The 19,215-nt window shown below is 63.2% G+C and carries 20 protein-coding genes; 10 read left to right on the top strand and 10 right to left on the bottom strand.

Annotated elements, in window-relative coordinates; genetic code table 11:
- Positions 1-48 precede the first annotated feature (48 nt).
- Genes U741_RS0116380 through U741_RS0116350 form a run of 7 tightly spaced genes read right to left on the bottom strand, consistent with a single transcriptional unit; the run spans position 49 to position 5,592 of the window.
- On the bottom strand, positions 49-1,254 hold the full coding sequence (locus U741_RS0116380) for an aminotransferase class V-fold PLP-dependent enzyme (protein ID WP_029891525.1): 1,206 nt from the start codon (positions 1,252-1,254) through the stop codon (positions 49-51).
- On the bottom strand, positions 1,251-2,276 hold the full coding sequence (locus tag U741_RS18745) for a SufD family Fe-S cluster assembly protein (RefSeq protein ID WP_029891524.1): 1,026 nt from the start codon (positions 2,274-2,276) through the stop codon (positions 1,251-1,253). Before U741_RS18745 ends, U741_RS0116380 begins: the two co-directional genes overlap by 4 nt.
- Complete coding sequence (sufC, locus tag U741_RS0116370; protein WP_029891523.1) at positions 2,273-3,022, bottom strand: Fe-S cluster assembly ATPase SufC; 750 nt, start codon at positions 3,020-3,022, stop codon at positions 2,273-2,275. Before sufC ends, U741_RS18745 begins: the two co-directional genes overlap by 4 nt.
- A gap of 6 nt (positions 3,023-3,028) precedes the next feature.
- Entirely contained in the window at positions 3,029-3,316 is a 288-nt protein-coding gene (locus tag U741_RS0116365) for a type II toxin-antitoxin system RelE/ParE family toxin (RefSeq protein WP_029891522.1), read from the bottom strand.
- Entirely contained in the window at positions 3,313-3,597 is a 285-nt protein-coding gene (locus U741_RS0116360; RefSeq protein WP_029891521.1) for a hypothetical protein, read from the bottom strand. Before U741_RS0116360 ends, U741_RS0116365 begins: the two co-directional genes overlap by 4 nt.
- A 45-nt stretch (positions 3,598-3,642) precedes the next feature.
- Positions 3,643-5,106, bottom strand: coding sequence for a Fe-S cluster assembly protein SufB (sufB, locus tag U741_RS0116355; protein WP_029891520.1), 1,464 nt, complete (start codon positions 5,104-5,106; stop codon positions 3,643-3,645).
- Positions 5,107-5,121: 15 nt separating this feature from the next.
- Positions 5,122-5,592: an SUF system Fe-S cluster assembly regulator gene (locus U741_RS0116350; RefSeq protein ID WP_235200570.1), complete on the bottom strand. Its 471-nt coding sequence runs from the start codon at positions 5,590-5,592 to the stop codon at positions 5,122-5,124.
- Positions 5,593-5,655: 63 nt separating this feature from the next.
- Between U741_RS0116350 and U741_RS0116345 the strand changes: the two genes are divergently transcribed.
- Positions 5,656-6,105: an acyl-CoA thioesterase gene (locus U741_RS0116345; protein WP_084154965.1), complete on the top strand. Its 450-nt coding sequence runs from the start codon at positions 5,656-5,658 to the stop codon at positions 6,103-6,105.
- A 1-nt stretch (position 6,106) separates the two neighbouring features.
- Here the strand turns inward: U741_RS0116345 and U741_RS0116340 are convergent, their stop codons facing one another.
- The 3 genes from U741_RS0116340 to U741_RS0116330 form a co-directional block, all read right to left on the bottom strand.
- Complete coding sequence (locus U741_RS0116340; protein ID WP_029891517.1) at positions 6,107-6,517, bottom strand: DUF3293 domain-containing protein; 411 nt, start codon at positions 6,515-6,517, stop codon at positions 6,107-6,109.
- A complete protein-coding gene (locus tag U741_RS0116335; RefSeq protein ID WP_029891516.1) occupies positions 6,514-7,563 on the bottom strand; it encodes an IS30 family transposase in 1,050 nt (349 codons plus the stop codon). Before U741_RS0116335 ends, U741_RS0116340 begins: the two co-directional genes overlap by 4 nt.
- Positions 7,564-7,655: 92 nt before the next feature.
- Complete coding sequence (locus U741_RS0116330; protein ID WP_029891515.1) at positions 7,656-8,180, bottom strand: YqiA/YcfP family alpha/beta fold hydrolase; 525 nt, start codon at positions 8,178-8,180, stop codon at positions 7,656-7,658.
- A gap of 17 nt (positions 8,181-8,197) precedes the next feature.
- Between U741_RS0116330 and U741_RS0116325 the strand changes: the two genes are divergently transcribed.
- The 9 genes from U741_RS0116325 (at position 8,198) to ftsH (ending at position 19,181) form a co-directional block, all read left to right on the top strand.
- Positions 8,198-8,473 carry a hypothetical protein gene (locus U741_RS0116325; RefSeq protein WP_052378920.1) on the top strand — a complete coding sequence of 92 codons (276 nt, stop codon included), beginning with the start codon at positions 8,198-8,200 and terminating at the stop codon, positions 8,471-8,473.
- A gap of 18 nt (positions 8,474-8,491) precedes the next feature.
- The gene (locus U741_RS0116320; protein ID WP_029891513.1) at positions 8,492-8,788 is read left to right on the top strand and encodes a hypothetical protein; all 297 of its coding nucleotides are present in this window, start codon (positions 8,492-8,494) and stop codon (positions 8,786-8,788) included.
- Entirely contained in the window at positions 8,785-10,209 is a 1,425-nt protein-coding gene (locus U741_RS0116315) for an alpha/beta hydrolase family protein (RefSeq protein ID WP_029891512.1), read from the top strand. The genes U741_RS0116320 and U741_RS0116315 overlap by 4 nt, the downstream gene beginning before the upstream one ends.
- Positions 10,210-10,276: 67 nt before the next feature.
- A complete protein-coding gene (locus U741_RS0116310) occupies positions 10,277-11,395 on the top strand; it encodes a beta-ketoacyl-ACP synthase III (RefSeq protein ID WP_029891511.1) in 1,119 nt (372 codons plus the stop codon).
- 144 nt (positions 11,396-11,539) lie between these two features.
- Positions 11,540-12,685, top strand: coding sequence for a glutamine-hydrolyzing carbamoyl-phosphate synthase small subunit (gene carA, locus U741_RS0116305; protein ID WP_043110316.1), 1,146 nt, complete (start codon positions 11,540-11,542; stop codon positions 12,683-12,685).
- A 5-nt stretch (positions 12,686-12,690) separates the two neighbouring features.
- Entirely contained in the window at positions 12,691-15,915 is a 3,225-nt protein-coding gene (carB, locus tag U741_RS0116300; protein ID WP_029891509.1) for a carbamoyl-phosphate synthase large subunit, read from the top strand.
- Between the two features lie 143 nt (positions 15,916-16,058).
- Positions 16,059-16,535 carry a transcription elongation factor GreA gene (gene greA / locus U741_RS0116295; protein WP_029891508.1) on the top strand — a complete coding sequence of 159 codons (477 nt, stop codon included), beginning with the start codon at positions 16,059-16,061 and terminating at the stop codon, positions 16,533-16,535.
- A gap of 36 nt (positions 16,536-16,571) precedes the next feature.
- Positions 16,572-17,201 (top strand): 23S rRNA (uridine(2552)-2'-O)-methyltransferase RlmE, encoded by a 630-nt coding sequence (rlmE, locus tag U741_RS0116290; RefSeq protein ID WP_029891507.1) that lies wholly within the window; start codon positions 16,572-16,574, stop codon positions 17,199-17,201.
- A 39-nt stretch (positions 17,202-17,240) separates the two neighbouring features.
- On the top strand, positions 17,241-19,181 hold the full coding sequence (ftsH, locus tag U741_RS0116285) for an ATP-dependent zinc metalloprotease FtsH (RefSeq protein ID WP_029891506.1): 1,941 nt from the start codon (positions 17,241-17,243) through the stop codon (positions 19,179-19,181).
- Positions 19,182-19,215: the final 34 nt, after the last annotated feature.

The following is a 19,215-nucleotide window of genomic DNA, read 5'->3' as shown; positions in this document are numbered from 1 at the left end:
CGCGGGCTCATTCGGCCCGGTGCCCATTGCCCGATTAACGGCGGCGTGTCAGCCCAGCAGGCGCTGGGCCGTTTTCAGCCCACTGACCAGTTGATCGATGTCGTCGTGACCGTTGTAGACCGCCAGCGACGCTCGCGCCGTGGCTGGCACGCCGAAGCGCTGCCACAGTGGCATGGTGCAGTGGTGCCCGGTGCGCACGGCCACGCCCGATTCGCTGAGCAAGGTACCCAGATCGTGCGGGTGGGCGCCGTCCATCACCATCGAGAACACGCCGACCTTGCCCGGGGCCGTGCCGATCACCCGAATGCCCGGCAGGCCGGCAAGTTGCTCGGTGGCATAGGCGGTGAGGTCAACCTCGTGGGCGATGAGTGTGTCCAGACCGACGCCGTCAATCCAATCCAGCGCCGCGGCAAAGCCGATGGCCCCGGCCATGTCGGGCGTGCCGGCCTCGAACTTGTAGGGAATCTCGTTCCAGGTGCTGCCCTCGAAGGCCACGGTCTCGATCATGTCGCCGCCGCCGTGCCACGGCGGCATGGCCTCGAGGTGTTCGCGCTTGGCGTACAACATGCCGAAGCCGGTGGGGCCAAAGGCCTTGTGCGCCGAGGTGGTGAAGAAGTCGACGTCAAGCGCGTGCAGATCAAGCTTCAAATGCGCCAATGACTGCGCACCGTCGACCAGCACCGGCACGCCGGCGGCGTGTGCGATCTCAATCATCTCGGCGACCGGATTGACCGTGCCCAGTGCGTTCGATACCTGCACCACGGCCACGAGCCTGGTGCGCGGGTTGAGCATTGCCCGCCACGCGTCGAGATCCAGGCTGCCATCGTCGCGCACGGGGGCTGCCACGGTTTTGGCGCCCGCAAGCTGCCAGGGCACGATGTTGGAGTGGTGCTCCATGCCGGTGAGCAGCACTTCGTCGCCGGGCTGAAGCATGGGTTGCAGATAGCTGCGTGCGACGAGGTTGATGGCCTCGGTGGTGCCGCGGGTGAAGACGATCTCTTCACGGTCGGCGCCGACGAAGCTGGCGATGCGATCACGCGCCCCTTCATAGGCTTTGGTTGCACGTTCGGCCAGCAGGTGCACGGCGCGGTGTACGTTGGCGTTCTCGTGCCGGTAGTAGCGGTCGATGCGGTCCAGCACCGCCAGCGGTTTCTGCGTGGTCGCGGCGTTGTCCAGATATGCCAGACGTTTGCCGTGTACCGTCTCGGCGAGTATCGGGAACTGTGCGCGAATGGATGCAAGATCAAGGCTCATGGCGATGCCTCGTTGAGACGTTGCAACAGGGTCGTGGTGAGCTGCTCGCGCAGCGCCTCGTCGCCGATCTGGGCCAGCACCTGCTCGGCAAACGCCTGTGTGAGCATCCCGCGAGCGACCGTTTCATTGAGTCCCCGCGCACGAAGGTAAAACAGCGCGTCGTCGTTGAGCTGGCCGAAGCTGGACCCGTGGGCGCACTTGACGTCGTCGTTGTAAATCTCAAGGTCGGGCTTGGCATTGATCTCGGCCTTGGGCGACAGCAGCAGGCTGGCCATGTGCTGCTCGGAGTCGGTCTTGGTCGCGCCTTCGTACACCTTGATATGACCGTTGACGCTGCTGCGCGTGTTGGCCAGACCAATGGCCCGCAGGGTCAGGCGACTGATCGCCTGCGGCGCTTCGTGGTGCACCTTCACCGGCAGGTCGAAGGCACCCGCAGCCGGCAGGCTGAGCACGTGCAGGTGCGCAGCGCTGTGCGGGCCTTGCAGGTGAATGTCCAGCTCCAGCCGCGTGGTGGCGCGGCCCAGATGCACGACCACCAGATTCAGCGTGGCGCCCTCGGCGACGGTGACGGTCAGCCGCGACAGATCGTGGCCGTTGCCCTGTGGGTCACTGACCCAGACTCGGTGTGCGGTGGCGTCACGCGCCACGTCCAGCGTATGCCAATGGCTGCGCAGACCGTCGATCTGTCCTGCCCGGCGCAGCACCTGCGTATTGGTTTGACCTGCGGCAACGATGTCGCGGCCCTGGGTGTGAACCTGGGCATGTTCAGCGACTGCGTCGCCAGCCGCAGCGGTCGTCGCCAAGGCGCTGTTGAGCAGCGCGAAATGGTCGCGCGCATCCACGGCCAGGCTGCTGTCGTCAGCAGGCAGATCCGGCAGCGCCCAGTCGCGCTTGGCGAGGGGTGCCAGGTCGGTGTAGCGCCAGGCTTCCAGCTTGCGATGCGGCCAGCCCAGATCAAGAAACTGCTGTAACCGGGCGCTGCGCTGTGGCGGCAGTTGCGAGGGCAGGGTGGCGAAGCTCATGCTGCTGCCGTCTCCAGCCAGCCGTAACCTTTTTCTTCGAGTTCCAGCGCCAAATCCGCGCCGCCACTTTTGACGATGCGGCCGCCGGCCAGCACGTGAACCTGGTCGGGCTTCACATAGTCGAGCAGGCGCTGATAGTGGGTGACCAACAACACCGCGCGCTCTGGGCTGCGGATCAGGTTGATGCCATCGGACACCACCTTGAGCGCGTCGATATCGAGGCCGGAGTCGGTCTCATCCAGAATCATCAGCTTGGGTTCAAGAATCAACATCTGCAGAATTTCATTGCGCTTTTTCTCGCCGCCCGAGAAGCCTTCGTTGACGCCGCGCTGCAGCATTTTCACGTCCATGCCCATCTTCGCCACGCGGTCACGCACCCAGGCGAGAAAGTCGGTGGGCTCGATTTCACCCTGGCCCGCCGCCTTGCGGCGGGCATTGAGCGCCGCCTTGAGCAGCGTCAGGTTGGACACACCGGGGATTTCCACCGGGTACTGAAAACCAAGAAAAATACCGGCCACGGCGCGTTCTTCCGGCGCGAGTTCGAGCAGGTCGATGCCTTCGAACTCGATGCTGCCCTGGGTAACGACGTAATCATCGCGGCCGGCCAGCACGTTCGACAGCGTCGATTTGCCCGAGCCGTTGGGGCCCATGATGGCGTGTACTTCACCGGGCTTGATGGCGAGTGAAATGCCCTTGAGGATGGGCTTGTCGTCGATGGTGACGTGGAGGTTTTTGATGTCGAGCATGTTCATTTATCGGTGTTCGCGGCTGTGAAAGACGCGGAGGATGATGGGTTGGCCCTGCGGGCCGAGCCGGTAACGGAGGACATAAGCCCCGGCCCCAAAGGCCGCAAGGAATTCACGTTCAGACGGCTGAGATGTGTAGCGGCGCCCCAACTCGGGGAAGTCGGCCACTACATTGGCAGCCTTGTCGATGCGTGCCATGGCGGCATCGGCGGCATCCGGTGCTTCCCGCAGCAAGAAATCCTGCAGGCGTTCAAGGTCTTCGAGTGCTTCCTCTGCCCAGTGAACCGTGGTCATCGTGACTGAACGGGGTCGCGTTCCGCTGCCTGCGGGCTTCTCAGTGCATCACGCTGCGCTTTCAGGCGGGACATGACCTGTTCAGTGGTGAAGTGGTGGCCGGTCTCCACGTAGCGCTGATAGCGCCGCTCATCTTCGGCAAACGCCGTTTCAGAGTAAGGGTCGTCCTGCACCAGATCGATCAGCGCATGCGCCAGCACCTCATCGCGCTGTGCGGCGGGGTACTTGTCCTCGAAGGCCTTGAGCAGTTCGTCCGAGAGCGTGAGGGTCAGTGTGGCCATGGGGGTCGGTCCTTAGGGTTGATTCGCGTAACAGGCGCGCGTCGGCTAGCCGACGGCCCCTTCAAGCGACACCTGCAGCAGCTTCTGCGCTTCGACGGCGAACTCCATCGGCAGTTCCTTGAACACGTCCTTGCAGAAGCCGTTGACGATCATGCTGACCGCGTCTTCCTCCGACACGCCGCGCGCGCGGCAATAGAAGAGCTGGTCTTCGCTGATTTTTGAGGTGGACGCCTCGTGCTCCAGCACTGCCGTGGGGTTGCGCACCTCGGTGTAGGGGAAGGTGTGCGCGCCGCAGGTGTCGCCAATCAGCAGCGAGTCGCACTGCGTGTGGTTGCGCGCGCCCTTGGCGCCGGGCAGCACCCGCACCAAGCCGCGATAGGTTTGCTGGCCGTGACCGGCCGAGATGCCCTTGCTGACGATGGTGCTCTTGGTGCGCTGACCAATGTGAATCATCTTGGTGCCGGTGTCGGCCTGCTGGCGATGATGGGTCAGGGCGACCGAGTAAAACTCGCCCACCGAGTCGTCGCCGCGCAGCACGCAGCTTGGGTATTTCCAGGTGATCGCCGAGCCGGTTTCGACCTGGGTCCAGGAGATCTTGCTGCGCGCACCCCGGCAGTCGCCGCGCTTGGTGACGAAATTGTAGATGCCGCCGACGCCGTTCTCGTCACCGGGGTACCAGTTCTGCACGGTGGAGTATTTGATCTGCGCGTCGTCGAGCGCGACCAGCTCGACCACCGCCGCGTGCAACTGGTTTTCATCGCGCTGCGGGGCGGTGCAGCCTTCCAGATAACTGACGTGGCTGGCCTCTTCAGCGATGATCAAGGTGCGCTCGAACTGCCCGGAGTTGCGCTCGTTGATGCGGAAGTAGGTGGACAGCTCCATCGGGCAGCGCACGCCCTTGGGAATGAAAACGAAACTGCCGTCGGTGAACACCGCCGAGTTGAGCGCCGCGAAGTAGTTGTCGCCGGTCGGCACCACGGTACCCAGATATTTCTGCACCAGATCGGGGTGTTCGCGCACCGCCTCGGAGATCGAGCAGAAAATCACCCCGGCTTCGGCCAGCTTCTTCTTGAACGTGGTGCCGACTGACACCGAGTCGAACACCACGTCAACTGCTACCTGCCGCTCCTGCACGCCGGCCAGCAGCTCCTGCTCGTGCAGTGGAATGCCGAGCTTGTTGTAGGTCTCCAGCAGCTTGGGGTCGACGTCGTCCAGCGTCTTCGGGCCGTCGGCCATCGACTTGGGCGAGGTGTAGTACGAAATCGCCTGGTAGTCGATGGGCTCGATCTTGAGCTGTGCCCAGTCGGGCGGCGTCATCGTCTGCCACTTGGCGAAGGCTTTCAGTCGCCAGGCCAGCAGCCATTGCGGCTCGTCCTTCTTGGCCGAGATGAAGCGGATGGTGTCTTCAGTGAGGCCAGGGGCCACCGTGTCGGATTCGATGTCGGTGACAAAGCCCGCGCTGTAGACACGCTTCTTGACGAGTTCCTGGATTTCGGCAGTTGCGGTCATGACCGTATCCTCTGGTTATGAAGTGACCTGACGCGAGGCGCCAAGCGTGGTGAGCGTGGAGTGAAAGCGCAGCGGTATTTCGTTTTCGGCGCGAAGAATATCGGCAAGCGTCACCGACGCAAGCGCTTCGCGGACGGCGCTGTCGATCAGCCTGAAGGCCTTGCGCGAGCGGCAGCCGTCGGCGATCTCGCAGCCGCTGCCGTGAACCGCGCAGTCGGTAATGGCGATGGGACCTTCCAGCGCCTGCACCACATCGGCGACGGTGATGGCGTCAGGGGCGTGCGCGAGTTGATACCCGCCGTGCAGGCCGCGGCTGGAGGTCACCAGCCCGCCGCGGGTCAGGGCCTTGAGGACCTTGGCCACTGTCGGCGCCGGGATGTGCGTTTGCGCGCTCAACGCCTGACCGTTCAGCACCCGCGTGGGCGCCGTCGCCAAAGCGGTCAGCACCACCGTTGCATAATCGGCCAGCTTGTTGAGTTTCAACATGACGCCAATCCAATCAGGACTGAATGAGTCCTCATTTTAACCCCGTCGGGGTGTGACCGCAAAATGTCCGCTTCAATTGCCGCTTTGCCGTGGGTCAAGCCGCCTCAGGCCACCTTGGCCTGGACCGTCAGGGCTGAGGAGACCGATCACTTTGCCCACACCAACAATGCCGAGTACGTGCGCGCAATGGAGCGTTGTGCGTGGGTGCATACCGAAGCGCTGGGTTTGAGCTTCGCGGCTTATCAGCAGCTCGGTGCAGGCTGCGTGGTGCATCGCCACGAGATCGATTACCTCGCCACGACCCTGTTGGACGAGGCGCTGCTGATCGGCACCTGGGTCGATGCCAACGACGGGCGGCTGTCGATGCGCCGTGGCTTTCAGATCATTCGGTTGGCGGACCGCAAAACTGTGCTGCGGGCGATGACCACGTTTGTCTGCGTGGACCTGACCAGCGGCCGACCGCGACGCATGCCGCCGGAGTTTGTCGCGGCCTACCGACCGGTCGAGGCCTGATTCAGGGCAGCCAGATCAAGGCTGGAGGCTGTCCCAACGCGCCATAGACCAATGCGTTTTGGCCGAAGCGATGGCCCAGATCCATGATCCAGCCGATGTCAGGGTCGACGATAAAAAAGCCGGGTTCGTCAGGCCATTCGCCCCAGGGATCAACGTTGATCGCCTTGCCCCAGGCACCGCTATGGCGGTCAAGTGCCAAACGCAACTCGTCGAGATAAAAATTGTTGAGTTCCTCGCGAGATTGCACCGAGCGCGGGTTGCACGGCGTCAGAATCACCCAGTGGCGTTGTAGATCGAACGTCTCGCGCAGTCGCTGTTCGGCTTCGCGGTCGTGGTGACCGAGGGTCAGCGCCACCTCACCGTCCTCAAGCATCACTCGATAGCGGGCGCGGCGATAGCTGGGCAGTTTCAAAAATCAAGTGCAACGTTGGTTGATTTAGCGGTTCGATCAAAGCATCGGGTAAAGAAAACCTCGGCCGGTGTTTTGAAGCCGAGGGACTTCCGGGGCCGGGTATTGAGGCTCCAGGCGATTTGATCGAGGTCGCGCTGTGAGTATTGCGACAGTTCGGTGCCTTTGGGCAGGTACTGCCGCAGTAGTCCGTTGGTGTTCTCGTTGATGCCTCGCTGCCACGGACTGTGTGGATCGGCGAAGTAAATGGCCAATCCGGTGCTCTCGGCCAGTCGACGGTGTAGCGCCATTTCCTTGCCTTGGTCGTAAGTCAGCGTCTGCTTCAGGGCTGGATCGAGCGGTGCGAACGCCGTGCTGAAGCCGGTCAGGGCAGCCGTTGCGCTGCAGCCGTCCATTTTCGCCAGCATCACGAACAGCGAGTACCGGTCGACCAGCGTGCCGACGGCGGAATGATTACCGGCGCCCTTGATGAAGTCGCCTTCCCAGTGTCCCGGCAGCAGTCGATCATTTGCCGCCGGTGGTCGGATGTGGATGCTTAGGAAGTCGTGCATCCGTCCACGACGATCCTCGCCACGGCTACGGGGTCGTCGCCGTGCACGACCCTGGCGCAGCAACATGGTCAGCTCGCGACGTAGGGCGCCGCGAGGCATGGCGTAGATCGCGCTGTAGATCGTTTCGTGGGACACGCCGCCCAGTGTGGCGGCGATCTGCTCCGGTGACCATTGCCAGTGCAGGCGTTCCACCACCTGCTGCCAGAGCAGGCTCGACCGGCACAGCTTGCGCAAACGCCGGGGCTTAAGACGCAGTCGCCGAGCGCGATCACCCGCCCGCGTCGCGTCGTAACAACAAATATCGCCCGCCTTCCGTGCCTTGCTCAGCGCCGAACGGCCCGATGCGCTCCGATCACCATTGCGCCGCAGCTCTCGCGAGATCGTGCTCGCAGAACGGCCCAACTGCTCGGCCACCGCACGCACACTCGAACCGGCGCCACGCATCACCATGATCACCGCGCGCTCTTCCGCGCTCAGTTGCTCGTAATGCTTACCCATGCAACACCTCCTTATGAAAGTGTTGCACTTGATGTTTGAAACCGCGCTGGCTTCAAATTCTTGCTTGAGGCGTGCCAGCGGATCGGCGGCGCTCATGGGGTGGCGTGCCGACGTTGGAGTTGACGGGCAAACAGCGCCTCGATCGTGTCCATCGCAGCCGTCAGGCCATGGTCGGCATCCGCCACATGCAGCGCAGCGTGATGACGCGCGGCGAATCGCTGCACGTTGGCCAGCGGCACGACGTCGTCATGCCAGCCATGGACCACTTCGATATCAGCAGGCAGGCCCTCGGGCTCTTCGGTCCAGCCGTCGAAGTAAAGCGCCGGTGCCATCAGGAACAGGGCATCGGGCTTAAGCGCGCTGCAGGCCTGCGCAGCCACGTAGCCGCCCATGCTGGAGCCGACCAGCACCAGCGTTTGGGCGCGGGGCTGCACCTCGTCGACCAATTGATGAAGCCGCGAGTGCGGGTCGTGGGTGTGACTATAATCAGGTGAAATCACTGCGAATCCGCAGGCGCGGGCCACCGCAGCGAGTCGGCTGATCTTCGTGCCCCAGGGGCCGCTTTCTTTGCCGTGGTTGAAGCAGACGAGCCTGTCGGTCAGGGCATCAGAGGTCATCTTGAGGGCGGGTCATCATGGCGAAATCGATCATACCCAAAGGCCGTGACCGCAAGGCGGGGGACGCACCGCTTGAAGTGTTCCTCACGGTGCGTTTCCGGTTTGGCGAGGCGGCGGATGACCGCATCACCATGATTGACGCCCGCAAGGTGCCCATGGTCGACAGTGTCTTTGACAACCGGGATCGTATCCTTCGGCAGTTCCTCAAGCTGCTGGTGTTGGGCGGCATCAAGAGCCCGCGCGTGATGCGTGAATTGAACCCCCTGTCCGGCCGCAAGCGCCGTGCGAAGTAAGGCCTGAGACCTGCTCCAATGCCCGCGATTCGTATCCTGACGGCCGTCGCCCTTGCCCTGACCGTGACGCTTGCCGTGCTGATGGCCGTGGTCTGCCTGATGATGGGCATGCACCTCGATTTGCGGCCCAGCCTGCGCGATGAGTGGCCGACCCTGGTCAACATCACCGTCATCTTTTCGGTGTTGGCGGTGTTCTCGGCGGTGGCGTTTGTCAGCCTGCGGCGCGCCTGGACGGGCTGGTGGATTGCGCAGACGCTGATGTGGGTTGCTATCGTTTTCGCCAGTTTTTTGATCAGGGCCCTGTTACTCGGATGAAGAAAACCTACGACGTACCGCGTTCGACCCCGGTCCTACTGGCCGTGCCCCTGCTGACCGGCATCTACTGGCTGGTGGCCAGCGAGGGCGTCATCGGCTCGCTGCTGGCGTTTATCCCCGGCTTGCTGCTGGTGGGCGGCGCAATGATGGCCTGGTCCACGCCGGGGGCGCCTCGTGCCTATTCGCTGATCGGACTCGGCGCGCTGATTGGCCTGCTGTTGGGTGTGCCGTGGTTGTTACTCAGTGGTACCGAGGGGCTTTGGGCGCTGCTCGGCACCGCCGCCAGCGCGTTGATCAATGCGCGGCAGTCGGTGCAGATGATCGCCAAAACCGAGGGCGCCGCGCCGCCGCTGGAAAGTCTGAAGATGGACGTCAAGGTGGCACTCGACGAGGCCGTGCTGGGCTACTTCCTCGTCGGCGCGAAGATGCCCTCGGGCGTGCAGGCGGTCGAGGCGTGCGAGCAGGCGCGCGTGCTCGATGCGGCGCTCGCCGAGCGCGGCATTCACGATCATCCCGAGCGTCTGCACGCCGTGCCGCCCGCCCCCGAGCCCGACAGCGTCGACAGCACGCTCGAGAATCGCTGGGGCGTTCGTTACGAGGCCGTGCAGTTCCCCAGCGCGTTCCGCGCCGACGATTCGCTGCCCGGCGGCGCGGTTTGGAACCACCTCGACGCCAACCGCCATGTCCCGCTGCGCGTGGTGCGCCACAGCGAGCCGGGCCGGCCGTGGCTTTTGTGCGTGCACGGTTACCGCATGGGCACGCCGTGGCTGGATTTCTCCCTGTTCGGGCCCGGCCGGCTGGTCAACGACTTTGGCGTCAATGTGGTGATGCCGGTGTTGCCGCTGCACGGTCCGCGTCGGGTCGGCATGCGCAGTGGCGACTTTTACCTCGATGGCGATCCGCTGGACCTGTTCCATGCGCAGTGTCAGGCGCTCTCGGACTTACGGCAGAGCGTGGCGTGGATTCGCGGGCAGGACCCGCAGGCGCGCATCGGCGTCTACGGGGTGTCGCTGGGCGGTTACAACGCCGCCTTGCTGTCCAATTACGAGAAGGATCTGGATTTCGTGTTGTCGGCGATTCCGGTGGCCGACTTTGCCGAGACCCTTTGGCGGGTGATTCCGCCAGCGCACCAGGGCTACTTCGCCAACCAGGGCCTGGACGAAGCCTGCTACTCGCGATTGCTCAGTCCGGTGTCGCCGTTGTCACAGCCGACGCGGGTCGCGGCGGACCGTCGCTTCGTGTTGGCAGCGGCAGCTGACCGCGTGGTCCCGCCGGGGCAAGCCATGCAACTGGCGGCTCATTGGGGGGTCGAGCCGATCTGGTACCAGGGCTCACACTTGAGCATTCGCCGCGAGCCGCAAACCCTGGCGACGCTGGAGCAAGCGGTGGTGGCCGCCGGCTGGCGTTTGCCCCTTCGCTGAGACGACTTTGGTTACGCATCGCCGGCATTGATGCCGGTCTTCATCAATTTTCAAACGAAGGCTTCACATGCGGACAGCGATCACCGGCGTCGGACTCTTCACGCCCGAGCAATCCATCAGCAACGACGAGCTGGTCGAAAGCTTCAACCAGTACGTCGACGCGTTTAACGCCGAACACGCCGACGCCATCGCCCGCGGTGACGCCGTCGCGCTGGCGCATTCGTCGAGCGAGTTCATCTTCAAGGCCTCGGGCATCAAGAGCCGATACTGCGTCGACAAGGCGGGCGTGCTTGATCCAAAAGTCATGCATCCGTTGATTGCGCCGCGCGGCAACGACGAGCCCTCGCTGATGGTGGAGATGGGCTTGGCGGCAGCTCGCGAGGCCTTGGCGCGCGCCGGCCGCCAACCCGAGGACGTCGACATGGTGCTGGTGGCCTGCTCGAACATGCAGCGTCCGTACCCCGCCATGGCGGTGGAACTGCAGCAATACTTGGGCGCGCGGGGCTTCGCCTACGACATCAATGTGGCCTGCGCCTCGGCGGCGTTTGGCATTCAGGCTGCGGCCGATTCGGTGCGCCAAGGCAACGCCAAGTGTGCGCTGGTGGTCAGCCCCGAGATCTGTACCGGACACCTCAACTTTCGCAACCGAGACTGTCACTTCATCTTTGGCGACGCCGCCACTGCGGTGGTGGTTGAGCCCTTGGCCGGGGCATCGGGCAAAACCCCTTTCGAGGTACTGGGTACGCGGCTGGTGACCCAGTTCTCGAACAACATTCGCAATAATTTCGGCTTTCTGAACCGATCCGAGTCGCCGTCACGCCACTGGGCCGACGTATTGTTCACCCAGGAAGGCCGCAAAGTGTTCAAGGAAGTGGTGCCGCTGGTGTCGGAACTGATCGCAAACCACGTGAGCGATCTCGGCCTGTCGGTGACCGACGTGAAGCGTTTCTGGCTGCATCAGGCCAACCTGTCGATGAACCAGCTCATCGCCAAGCGCGTGCTGGGCCGCGACGCCACGACGGAAGAGGCCCCGGTGATTCTTGATCGCTACGCCAATACCAGCTCGGCGGGCTCGGTGATTGCTTTCAGCCTGCATCACGATGACCTGGCGGTGGGCGATGTGGCGGTGTTGTCGGCTTTTGGGGCCGGGTATTCGGCCGGCAGCGTGGTCATGCGCCGCACATAATCGGTCGATGGATGGACGCTGCACGGGCATAACCCGTATCATTCCGACTTAATCCTTGAACGGGGGCGCAATGCCTCCGTTTTCGTGTGAAGCACCCGCCACTGGCGGGTCGTACGGATTAAGACTGATCAGCAAAGCGCGCCGATGACTGCACTTCCCCCGGCTGTACTCGCCCTCGCTGATGGCTCCGTTTTTCCAGGTGTTTCGATCGGTGTGACGGGTGAAACCGTCGGCGAGGTCGTGTTCAACACTGCGATGACGGGCTATCAGGAGGTTCTCACCGACCCCTCATACCGGCAACAGATTGTCACCCTGACCTATCCCCATATCGGCAACGTCGGTGTAAACCCGGAAGATGCCGAATCGGACGATGTGCACATCGCCGGGCTGGTGATCCGCGAAGTGCCGCGCCCGGCCAGCAACTTCCGGTCCAAGCAGAATTTTCGTGACTATCTGATGGCCAATGGCGCGGTTGCCATTGCCCAGGTGGACACCCGTGCCCTGACCCGGCGTCTGCGCGACACCGGCGCCCAGAACGGCGCCATCGTCGCCGGTGAAGGGGTGACCGCTGAACGGGCGATTGAACTTGCCAAAGGCTTCGCCGGGCTCAAGGGCGCCGACCTGGCGCAGGTCGTGACGTGTGGCGCGGCGCACGCGTGGACCACCGGCAGCTGGCAGTTGGCCAGCAACGCTGAAACCACGCTGGGCGAGGCAAGGTTCCACGTGGTGGTGATGGACTTTGGCGTCAAGCGCAACATTCTGCGCATGCTGGTGGATCGCGGTTGCAGGCTGACGGTGGTGCCGGCCAAAACCTCGGCTGAGCAGATTCTGGCGCTCAAACCCGACGGCGTGCTGCTGTCCAACGGCCCCGGCGACCCCGAGCCCTGTACTTATGCGATCGCTGCCGCACGCGAGCTCATCGCCCGCAAGGTGCCCACGTTTGGCATCTGCCTTGGGCACCAGATCCTGGGCCTGGCCGCGGGCGCCAAGACCGTGAAGATGAAGTTTGGCCACCACGGCGCCAACCATCCCGTGCAGGACCTGGACAATGGCAAGGTGATGATCACCAGCCAGAATCACGGCTTCGCGGTGGATGATGCAACCCTGCCGGCCAACGTCCGCGCCACGCACCGTTCGCTGTTCGACGGCTCGCTGCAAGGCATTGCCCTCACCGATGCGCCGGCCTTCAGCTTCCAGGGCCACCCCGAAGCCAGCCCGGGTCCGCACGATGTGGCGGCCCTGTTTGACCGTTTCATCGACCTGATGACGAGCCGCTCCAGCGCAAACTGATCCTCATGCCCAAACGTACAGACATTAAGAGCATCCTCATCATCGGCGCGGGCCCGATCGTCATCGGCCAAGCTTGCGAGTTCGACTACTCCGGCGCCCAGGCCTGCAAGGCCTTGCGTGAAGAGGGCTATCGCGTCGTGTTGGTGAACTCCAACCCGGCGACGATCATGACCGACCCGGACATGGCCGATGCGACCTACATCGAGCCGATTCGCTGGCAGACCGTCGCCAAGATCATCGAGAAGGAGCGGCCCGACGCGCTGCTGCCGACCATGGGCGGTCAAACCGCGCTGAACTGCGCGCTCGATCTGGCGCGCGAAGGCGTGCTGGAGCAGTTTGGCGTGCAGATGATTGGGGCCAACGCCGAGGCCATTGACCTGGCCGAAGACCGACTCAAATTTCGCGATGCGATGACCGAGATCGGGCTCGAATCGGCCCGCTCCGGCGTCGCGCACAGCCTTGCCGAGGCGCGCGAGCTGCAGGCGGATATCGGCTTTCCGGTCATCATCCGGCCCAGTTTCACGATGGGCGGGTCGGGCGGTGGCATCGCTTACAACGTTGACGAGTTTGAAGAGATCGTCACCCGTGGGCTGGACCTGTCACCGACCACCGAAGTGCTGATTGAAGAATCGCTGCTCGGCTGGAAAGAGTTCGAGATGGAAGTGGTCCGCGACCGTGCGGACAACTGCATCATCATCTGCTCGATCGAGAATTTCGACCCGATGGGCATGCACACCGGTGACTCCATCACCGTGGCCCCGGCGCAGACGCTCACCGACAAGGAATACCAACTTCTGCGCAACGCCAGTCTGGCCGTGCTGCGGCGCGTGGGCGTGGAGACTGGCGGCTCGAACGTGCAGTTCGCCATCAACCCGGAAAATGGCCGGGTCATCATCATCGAGATGAATCCGCGTGTGTCGCGGTCCTCGGCGCTGGCGTCCAAGGCCACCGGCTTCCCCATCGCCAAGGTCGCTGCCAAGCTGGCGGTGGGGTACACGCTGGATGAGCTGAAGAACGAGATCACGGGTGGCGCCACGCCCGCGTCGTTCGAACCAAGCATCGACTACGTCGTCACCAAGATTCCGCGCTTCACCTTCGAGAAGTTTCCTCAGGCCGACTCGCGGCTGGGCACACAGATGAAGTCGGTGGGCGAGGTGATGGCCGTGGGCCGCAACTTCCAGGAGTCGTTGCACAAGGCACTGCGCGGCCTCGAAGTGGGTAGCGACGGCTTTGACAACGTCATCGACGTGGACCATGCCGACGCCGAGGCGAAGATTCGCTCCGAGCTCGCCATCCCGCGCGCGCAACGCATCTGGTTCGTCGGCGAAGCGTTCCGCAAAGGCCTGAGCGTTGACGAGGTGCACCGTGTGTCGCGTATCGACCCTTGGTTCCTCGAGCAGATTGAAGAACTGATCGCCACCGAAGCGCTGATTGGGCAGACCTCGCCCACCGCCATCGACGCCGCCACGCTGCGGAGCTTCAAGCGCCTGGGCTTCTCCGACCGGCGTCTGGCGACGCTGTGGAACACCCACGAACGCGATGTGCGCGCACGGCGGCTGGCGCTGGACGTGCGCCCCGTGTTCAAGCGCGTCGACACCTGCGCAGCCGAATTCCCGACCTCGACGGCCTATCTGTATTCCTCCTACGACCAGGAATGCGAAGCCGCGCCGACGACGCGCGACAAGATCATGATTCTGGGTGGCGGCCCCAACCGCATTGGCCAGGGCATCGAGTTCGATTACTGCTGTGTGCACGCCGCGCTGGCGCTGCGCGAGGACGGTTTCGAAACCTTGATGGTCAACTGCAACCCGGAGACCGTTTCCACTGACTTTGACACCTCCGATCGCCTGTACTTCGAGCCGCTGACCTTCGAAGACGTGATGGCCATCATCGACGTCGAGAAGCCCAAGGGTGTGATCGTGCAGTTCGGCGGGCAAACCCCGCTCAAGCTCGCGCGGCAGCTTGAAGCCGCCGGTGCGCCGATCATCGGTACTTCGCCCGATGCCATTGACCTCGCCGAAGACCGCGATCGTTTCCAGAAACTGGTCAAGCAGCTTGGCCTGCTGCAGCCCCCCAACGGCACGGCCACCTCACTGGAGCAGGCGCTGACCATCGCCGCTGACGTGGGCTATCCGCTGGTGGTGCGCCCCAGCTACGTGTTGGGCGGTCGGGCCATGGAAATCGTCCATGACGACGATGATCTCAAGCGCTACATGACCGAGGCGGTGCAGGTGTCCAACGACGCCCCGGTGCTGCTCGATCACTTCCTCAACGACGCCATCGAGGTCGATGTCGACGCCTTGGCCGACGGTGAAACCGTGGTCATCGGCGGCATCATGGAGCACATCGAAGAGGCTGGCGTGCACTCCGGAGACTCGTCCTGCGCGCTACCGGCGCACTCACTGCCGGCCGCCACGCTGGACGTGATCCGCACCCAGATCGATCAGTTGGCGCGCGCGCTCAAGGTGGTGGGGTTGATGAACGCCCAGTTCGCCGTGCAGGGCGATCAGGTGTTTCTGCTGGAAGTGAACCCGCGCGCCTCCCGGACCAGTCCATTCGTGTCCAAGGCCATCGGCCGGCCCCTGGCCAAGATCGCGGCGCGCGCGATGGCGGGTAAATCGCTAATCGCGCAGGGCGTTACGGAAGAAATCATCCCGCCTTACTGCTCGGTCAAGGAGGCGGTATTTCCGTTTGCCAAATTCCCGGGGGTTGACCCGTTGTTGGGGCCGGAAATGCGCTCCACCGGCGAGGTTATGGGGGTCGGCCAGCATTTCGGCGAAGCTTTCAACAAGGCCTTGCTGGCAGCAGGCATGGAAATGCCCTCCGGCGGTACGGCGCTGATCTCGGTGCGTCACCAGGACAAGCGCAAAGCCGTTGAACTGGGCCAGCTGCTGGTCCGTCACGGGTTTACCCTGGCCGCGACCCATGGCACGGCCACCGTGCTCAATGCGGCAGGGATTGCCTGTCAAAGTGTCAACAAGGTCAAGGAAGGCCGGCCGCACTGCGTCGACATGATCAAAAATGGCGAAGTGCAGTTCGTGGTCAATACCACCGAAGGCAAGCAGTCGATTGAAGAGTCGCGCTCGATTCGTGCGGCGTCGATCCAGAACAAGGTCTGTTACTTCACCACCATTGCCGGTGGATGGGCGGCCGCGCAGGCTTTGGCGCATCAGGATGCGATGGATGTCAATGCACTACAGGCGCTGCACGCCCTGACGCGGCCCGGCTGACCCTGCCGCATTGCCGCGTGGTACGATTTTTGATCATCGACGGCCCGTGTGGCCGTCGTTTTTTTGAGTCATCGTTTCCCGCTGGGGGCAAGTCCTGCTGGCGGAGTCACTGTGACCTCGCACGATGATGCGAAGGAGATTTCATGAACAAGAACCCCATGACGGCGCGTGGCGCCGACAAGCTGCGTGAAGAGCTGCGTTACCGCAAGAGTGAACTGCGTCCGCAGATCATCGCGGCGGTCGAAGAAGCGCGTGCCCACGGCGATCTCAAGGAGAATGCCGAGTATCATGCCGCCCGTGAGCAGCACGGCTTCAACGAAGGCCGTATCACCGAAATCGAAGGCAAGCTCAGCACGGCACAGATCATCGACGTGACTCAGCTCAACGCCCACGGCAAGGTGGTGTTCGGGACCACCATGGACCTGGCCGATGCCGATACCGGTGAGGAACTGCGCTACCAGATCGTCGGCGAGGACGAGGCCGACATCAAGGCCGGCATGATTTCGGTGAATTCTCCGATCGCCCGCGCGCTGATCGGCAAGGGCGAGGGCGATGTCGTCGATGTTCAGGTGCCCAGCGGCATCCGCCAGCTCGAAGTGGTGGCATTGCATTACATCTGAGCCTGCCAAGCGGTCGGTCCCGGGCGCACGTCAGCCATGAGCCGAAAGCGCAGCGCCAGTTCGGCGCGCTGGCTGTACGAGCACCAGAACGACCCTTATGTGGCCGAAGCGCGCAAGCGCGGGTACCGGTCACGCGCGGTGTTCAAGCTCGAGGAAGTGCAGCAGCGCGACCGTATTTTCAAGCCGGGCATGGTGGTGGTTGACCTGGGCGCCGCACCCGGCGGTTGGGCGCAGTATGCGCGGCCGCTGCTGGGGCCGGCCGGCCGGGTGTTTGCGCTCGACATTCTCGAGATGGACAGCCTGCCCGAAGTTGATTTCATCTGTGGCGATTTTCGCGAACAAACGGTGCTCGATGCCCTGCAGGCGCAGGTCGGCACGCGCGCGGTCGATGTGGTGTTGTCTGACATGGCGCCGAACCTTTCGGGCATCGGCACGGTCGATCAGACCGCCAGCATCTATCTTTGTGAGCTGGCGCTGATGTTCGCGCTTGAAAATCTCAAACCCGGCGGCACCTTCCTTGTGAAGGTTTTTCAGGGCGAGGGGTTCGAGGACTACTTGAAACAGGTGCGCGAGGGCTTTGCCCAGGTTGCCATTCGCAAGCCAAAGTCCAGTCGTCCTCGCTCGAAAGAAGTCTATTTGTTGGCGCGGTCCCGTCGTCAGGTGTAGTTTGAAGTCCAGAAGTGCCCAACTTTCAGGTATCCGGCATTGAACGATCTAGCGAAAAACTTATTGTTGTGGGTGGTCATTCTCGTCGTGCTGATGAGCGTGTTCCAAGGCTTTTCGGGCAATAACCGCTCGACACCGGAACTGGCTTATTCCGACTTTCTCACACAGGTTCGCAGTGGCAACGTGACCGATGTGGTGATCCAGGACCAGACCATCACCGGCAAACTGCAGAGCGGCAGCCCGTTCACCACCATCAGCCCCGAGACCGATAACCGGTCGATGATCGGCACGCTGATCGAAAACGACGTCAAGTTTGACGGCGTCGTCCCCCGTGAAACGCCGCTTTTACTGCAACTGCTGTTCAACGCCTTCCCGATTCTGCTGCTGATCGGCGTGTGGATCTACTTCATGCGCCAGATGCAGGGCGGTGGTGGCGGCGGCCGTGGCGCCATGAGCTTCGGCAAAAGTAAGGCCCGTATGCTCAGCGCCGACCAGGTGAAGATCACCTTTGCCGACGTGGCCGGTGTTGAAGAAGCCAAGCAGGAAGTGGGCGAACTCGTCGACTTCCTCAAAGACCCGGGCAAGTTCCAGAAACTGGGCGGCAAGATTCCGCGCGGCGTGCTGATGGTGGGCTCGCCGGGCACCGGTAAAACCCTGCTCGCCAAGGCCATTGCCGGTGAGGCTGGCGTGCCGTTCTTTGCCATCTCGGGCTCGGACTTCGTCGAGATGTTCGTCGGCGTCGGCGCGTCGCGCGTCCGCGACATGTTCGAGCAGGCCAAGAAGCATGCGCCATGCATCATTTTCATTGACGAAATCGACGCCGTCGGTCGTCATCGCGGTGCCGGTCTGGGCGGCGGTCATGACGAGCGCGAACAGACCCTCAACCAGTTGCTGGTCGAAATGGACGGCTTCGAGGGCAACGAGGGCGTGATCGTCATCGCCGCGACCAACCGGCCCGACGTGCTCGACCCGGCCTTGTTGCGCCCCGGTCGTTTTGACCGCCAGGTGGTCGTGCCATTGCCCGACGTGCGCGGCCGTGAGCAGATTCTGAAGGTGCACATGCGTGCCGTGCCGCTGTCCGATTCCGTCAAGCCGGGGATCATCGCGCGCGCCACGCCCGGATTCTCCGGCGCCGATCTGGCCAACCTGGTCAACGAGGCCGCGTTGTTCGCAGCGCGCGCCAGCAAGCGGCTGGTTGATCACGATGACTTCGAGCGTGCCAAAGACAAGATCATGATGGGCGCCGAGCGGCGTTCCATGGTCATGAACGACGACGAGAAGAAATTGACGGCCTACCACGAGGCGGGCCACGCGGTGGTCGGGTTGACCGTGCCGGAGCATGACCCCGTCTACAAGGTGTCGATCATTCCGCGCGGCCGCGCGCTGGGCGTCACCATGTTCCTGCCCACCGAAGATCGCTATAGCTACACCAAGACGCGGCTCAATTCACAAATTTCCTCGCTGTTTGGCGGGCGCTTGGCCGAAGAGATCATCTTCGGTCTTGACAAGGTCACCACGGGCGCCTCGAACGATATCGAGCGCGCCACTGAGATCGCCCGCAACATGGTGACGAAGTGGGGTTTGTCCGATCGCCTCGGTCCGCTGTCTTATTCCGAGGACAACGGCGAGGTGTTTCTGGGCCGCAGCGTCACGCAGACCAAGAGCATCTCGGACGAGACCTCGCATGTCATCGACCTTGAGATCCGTGAGGTCATCGACAGCAACTATCGCCGCGCCAAGCAGATTCTCGAGAACAATCTCGACAAGCTGCATTGCATGGCCGAGGCGCTGATCAAGTACGAGACCATCGACAGCGACCAGATCGCCCGCATCATGAAGGGCGAGCCGCCGGGCGAGCCGAGTTCCTGGTCGGAATCTTCGGGGCCGCCGCCGAGCGCGCCGACGGCGCCCTCCACCGACGTCGGTGACAGCCCGGCACCGGCACCCGGCTCGACGCCACGTCCGGCCAGCCAGCCCTGATCGAGGGATTGCGCGCAGTGACTTCAGGGCCGCT

The organism is Polycyclovorans algicola TG408, from assembly GCF_000711245.1.
Classification (GTDB): domain Bacteria; phylum Pseudomonadota; class Gammaproteobacteria; order Nevskiales; family Nevskiaceae; genus Polycyclovorans; species Polycyclovorans algicola.
This window is presented reverse-complemented; position numbering and strand designations above follow the sequence as displayed.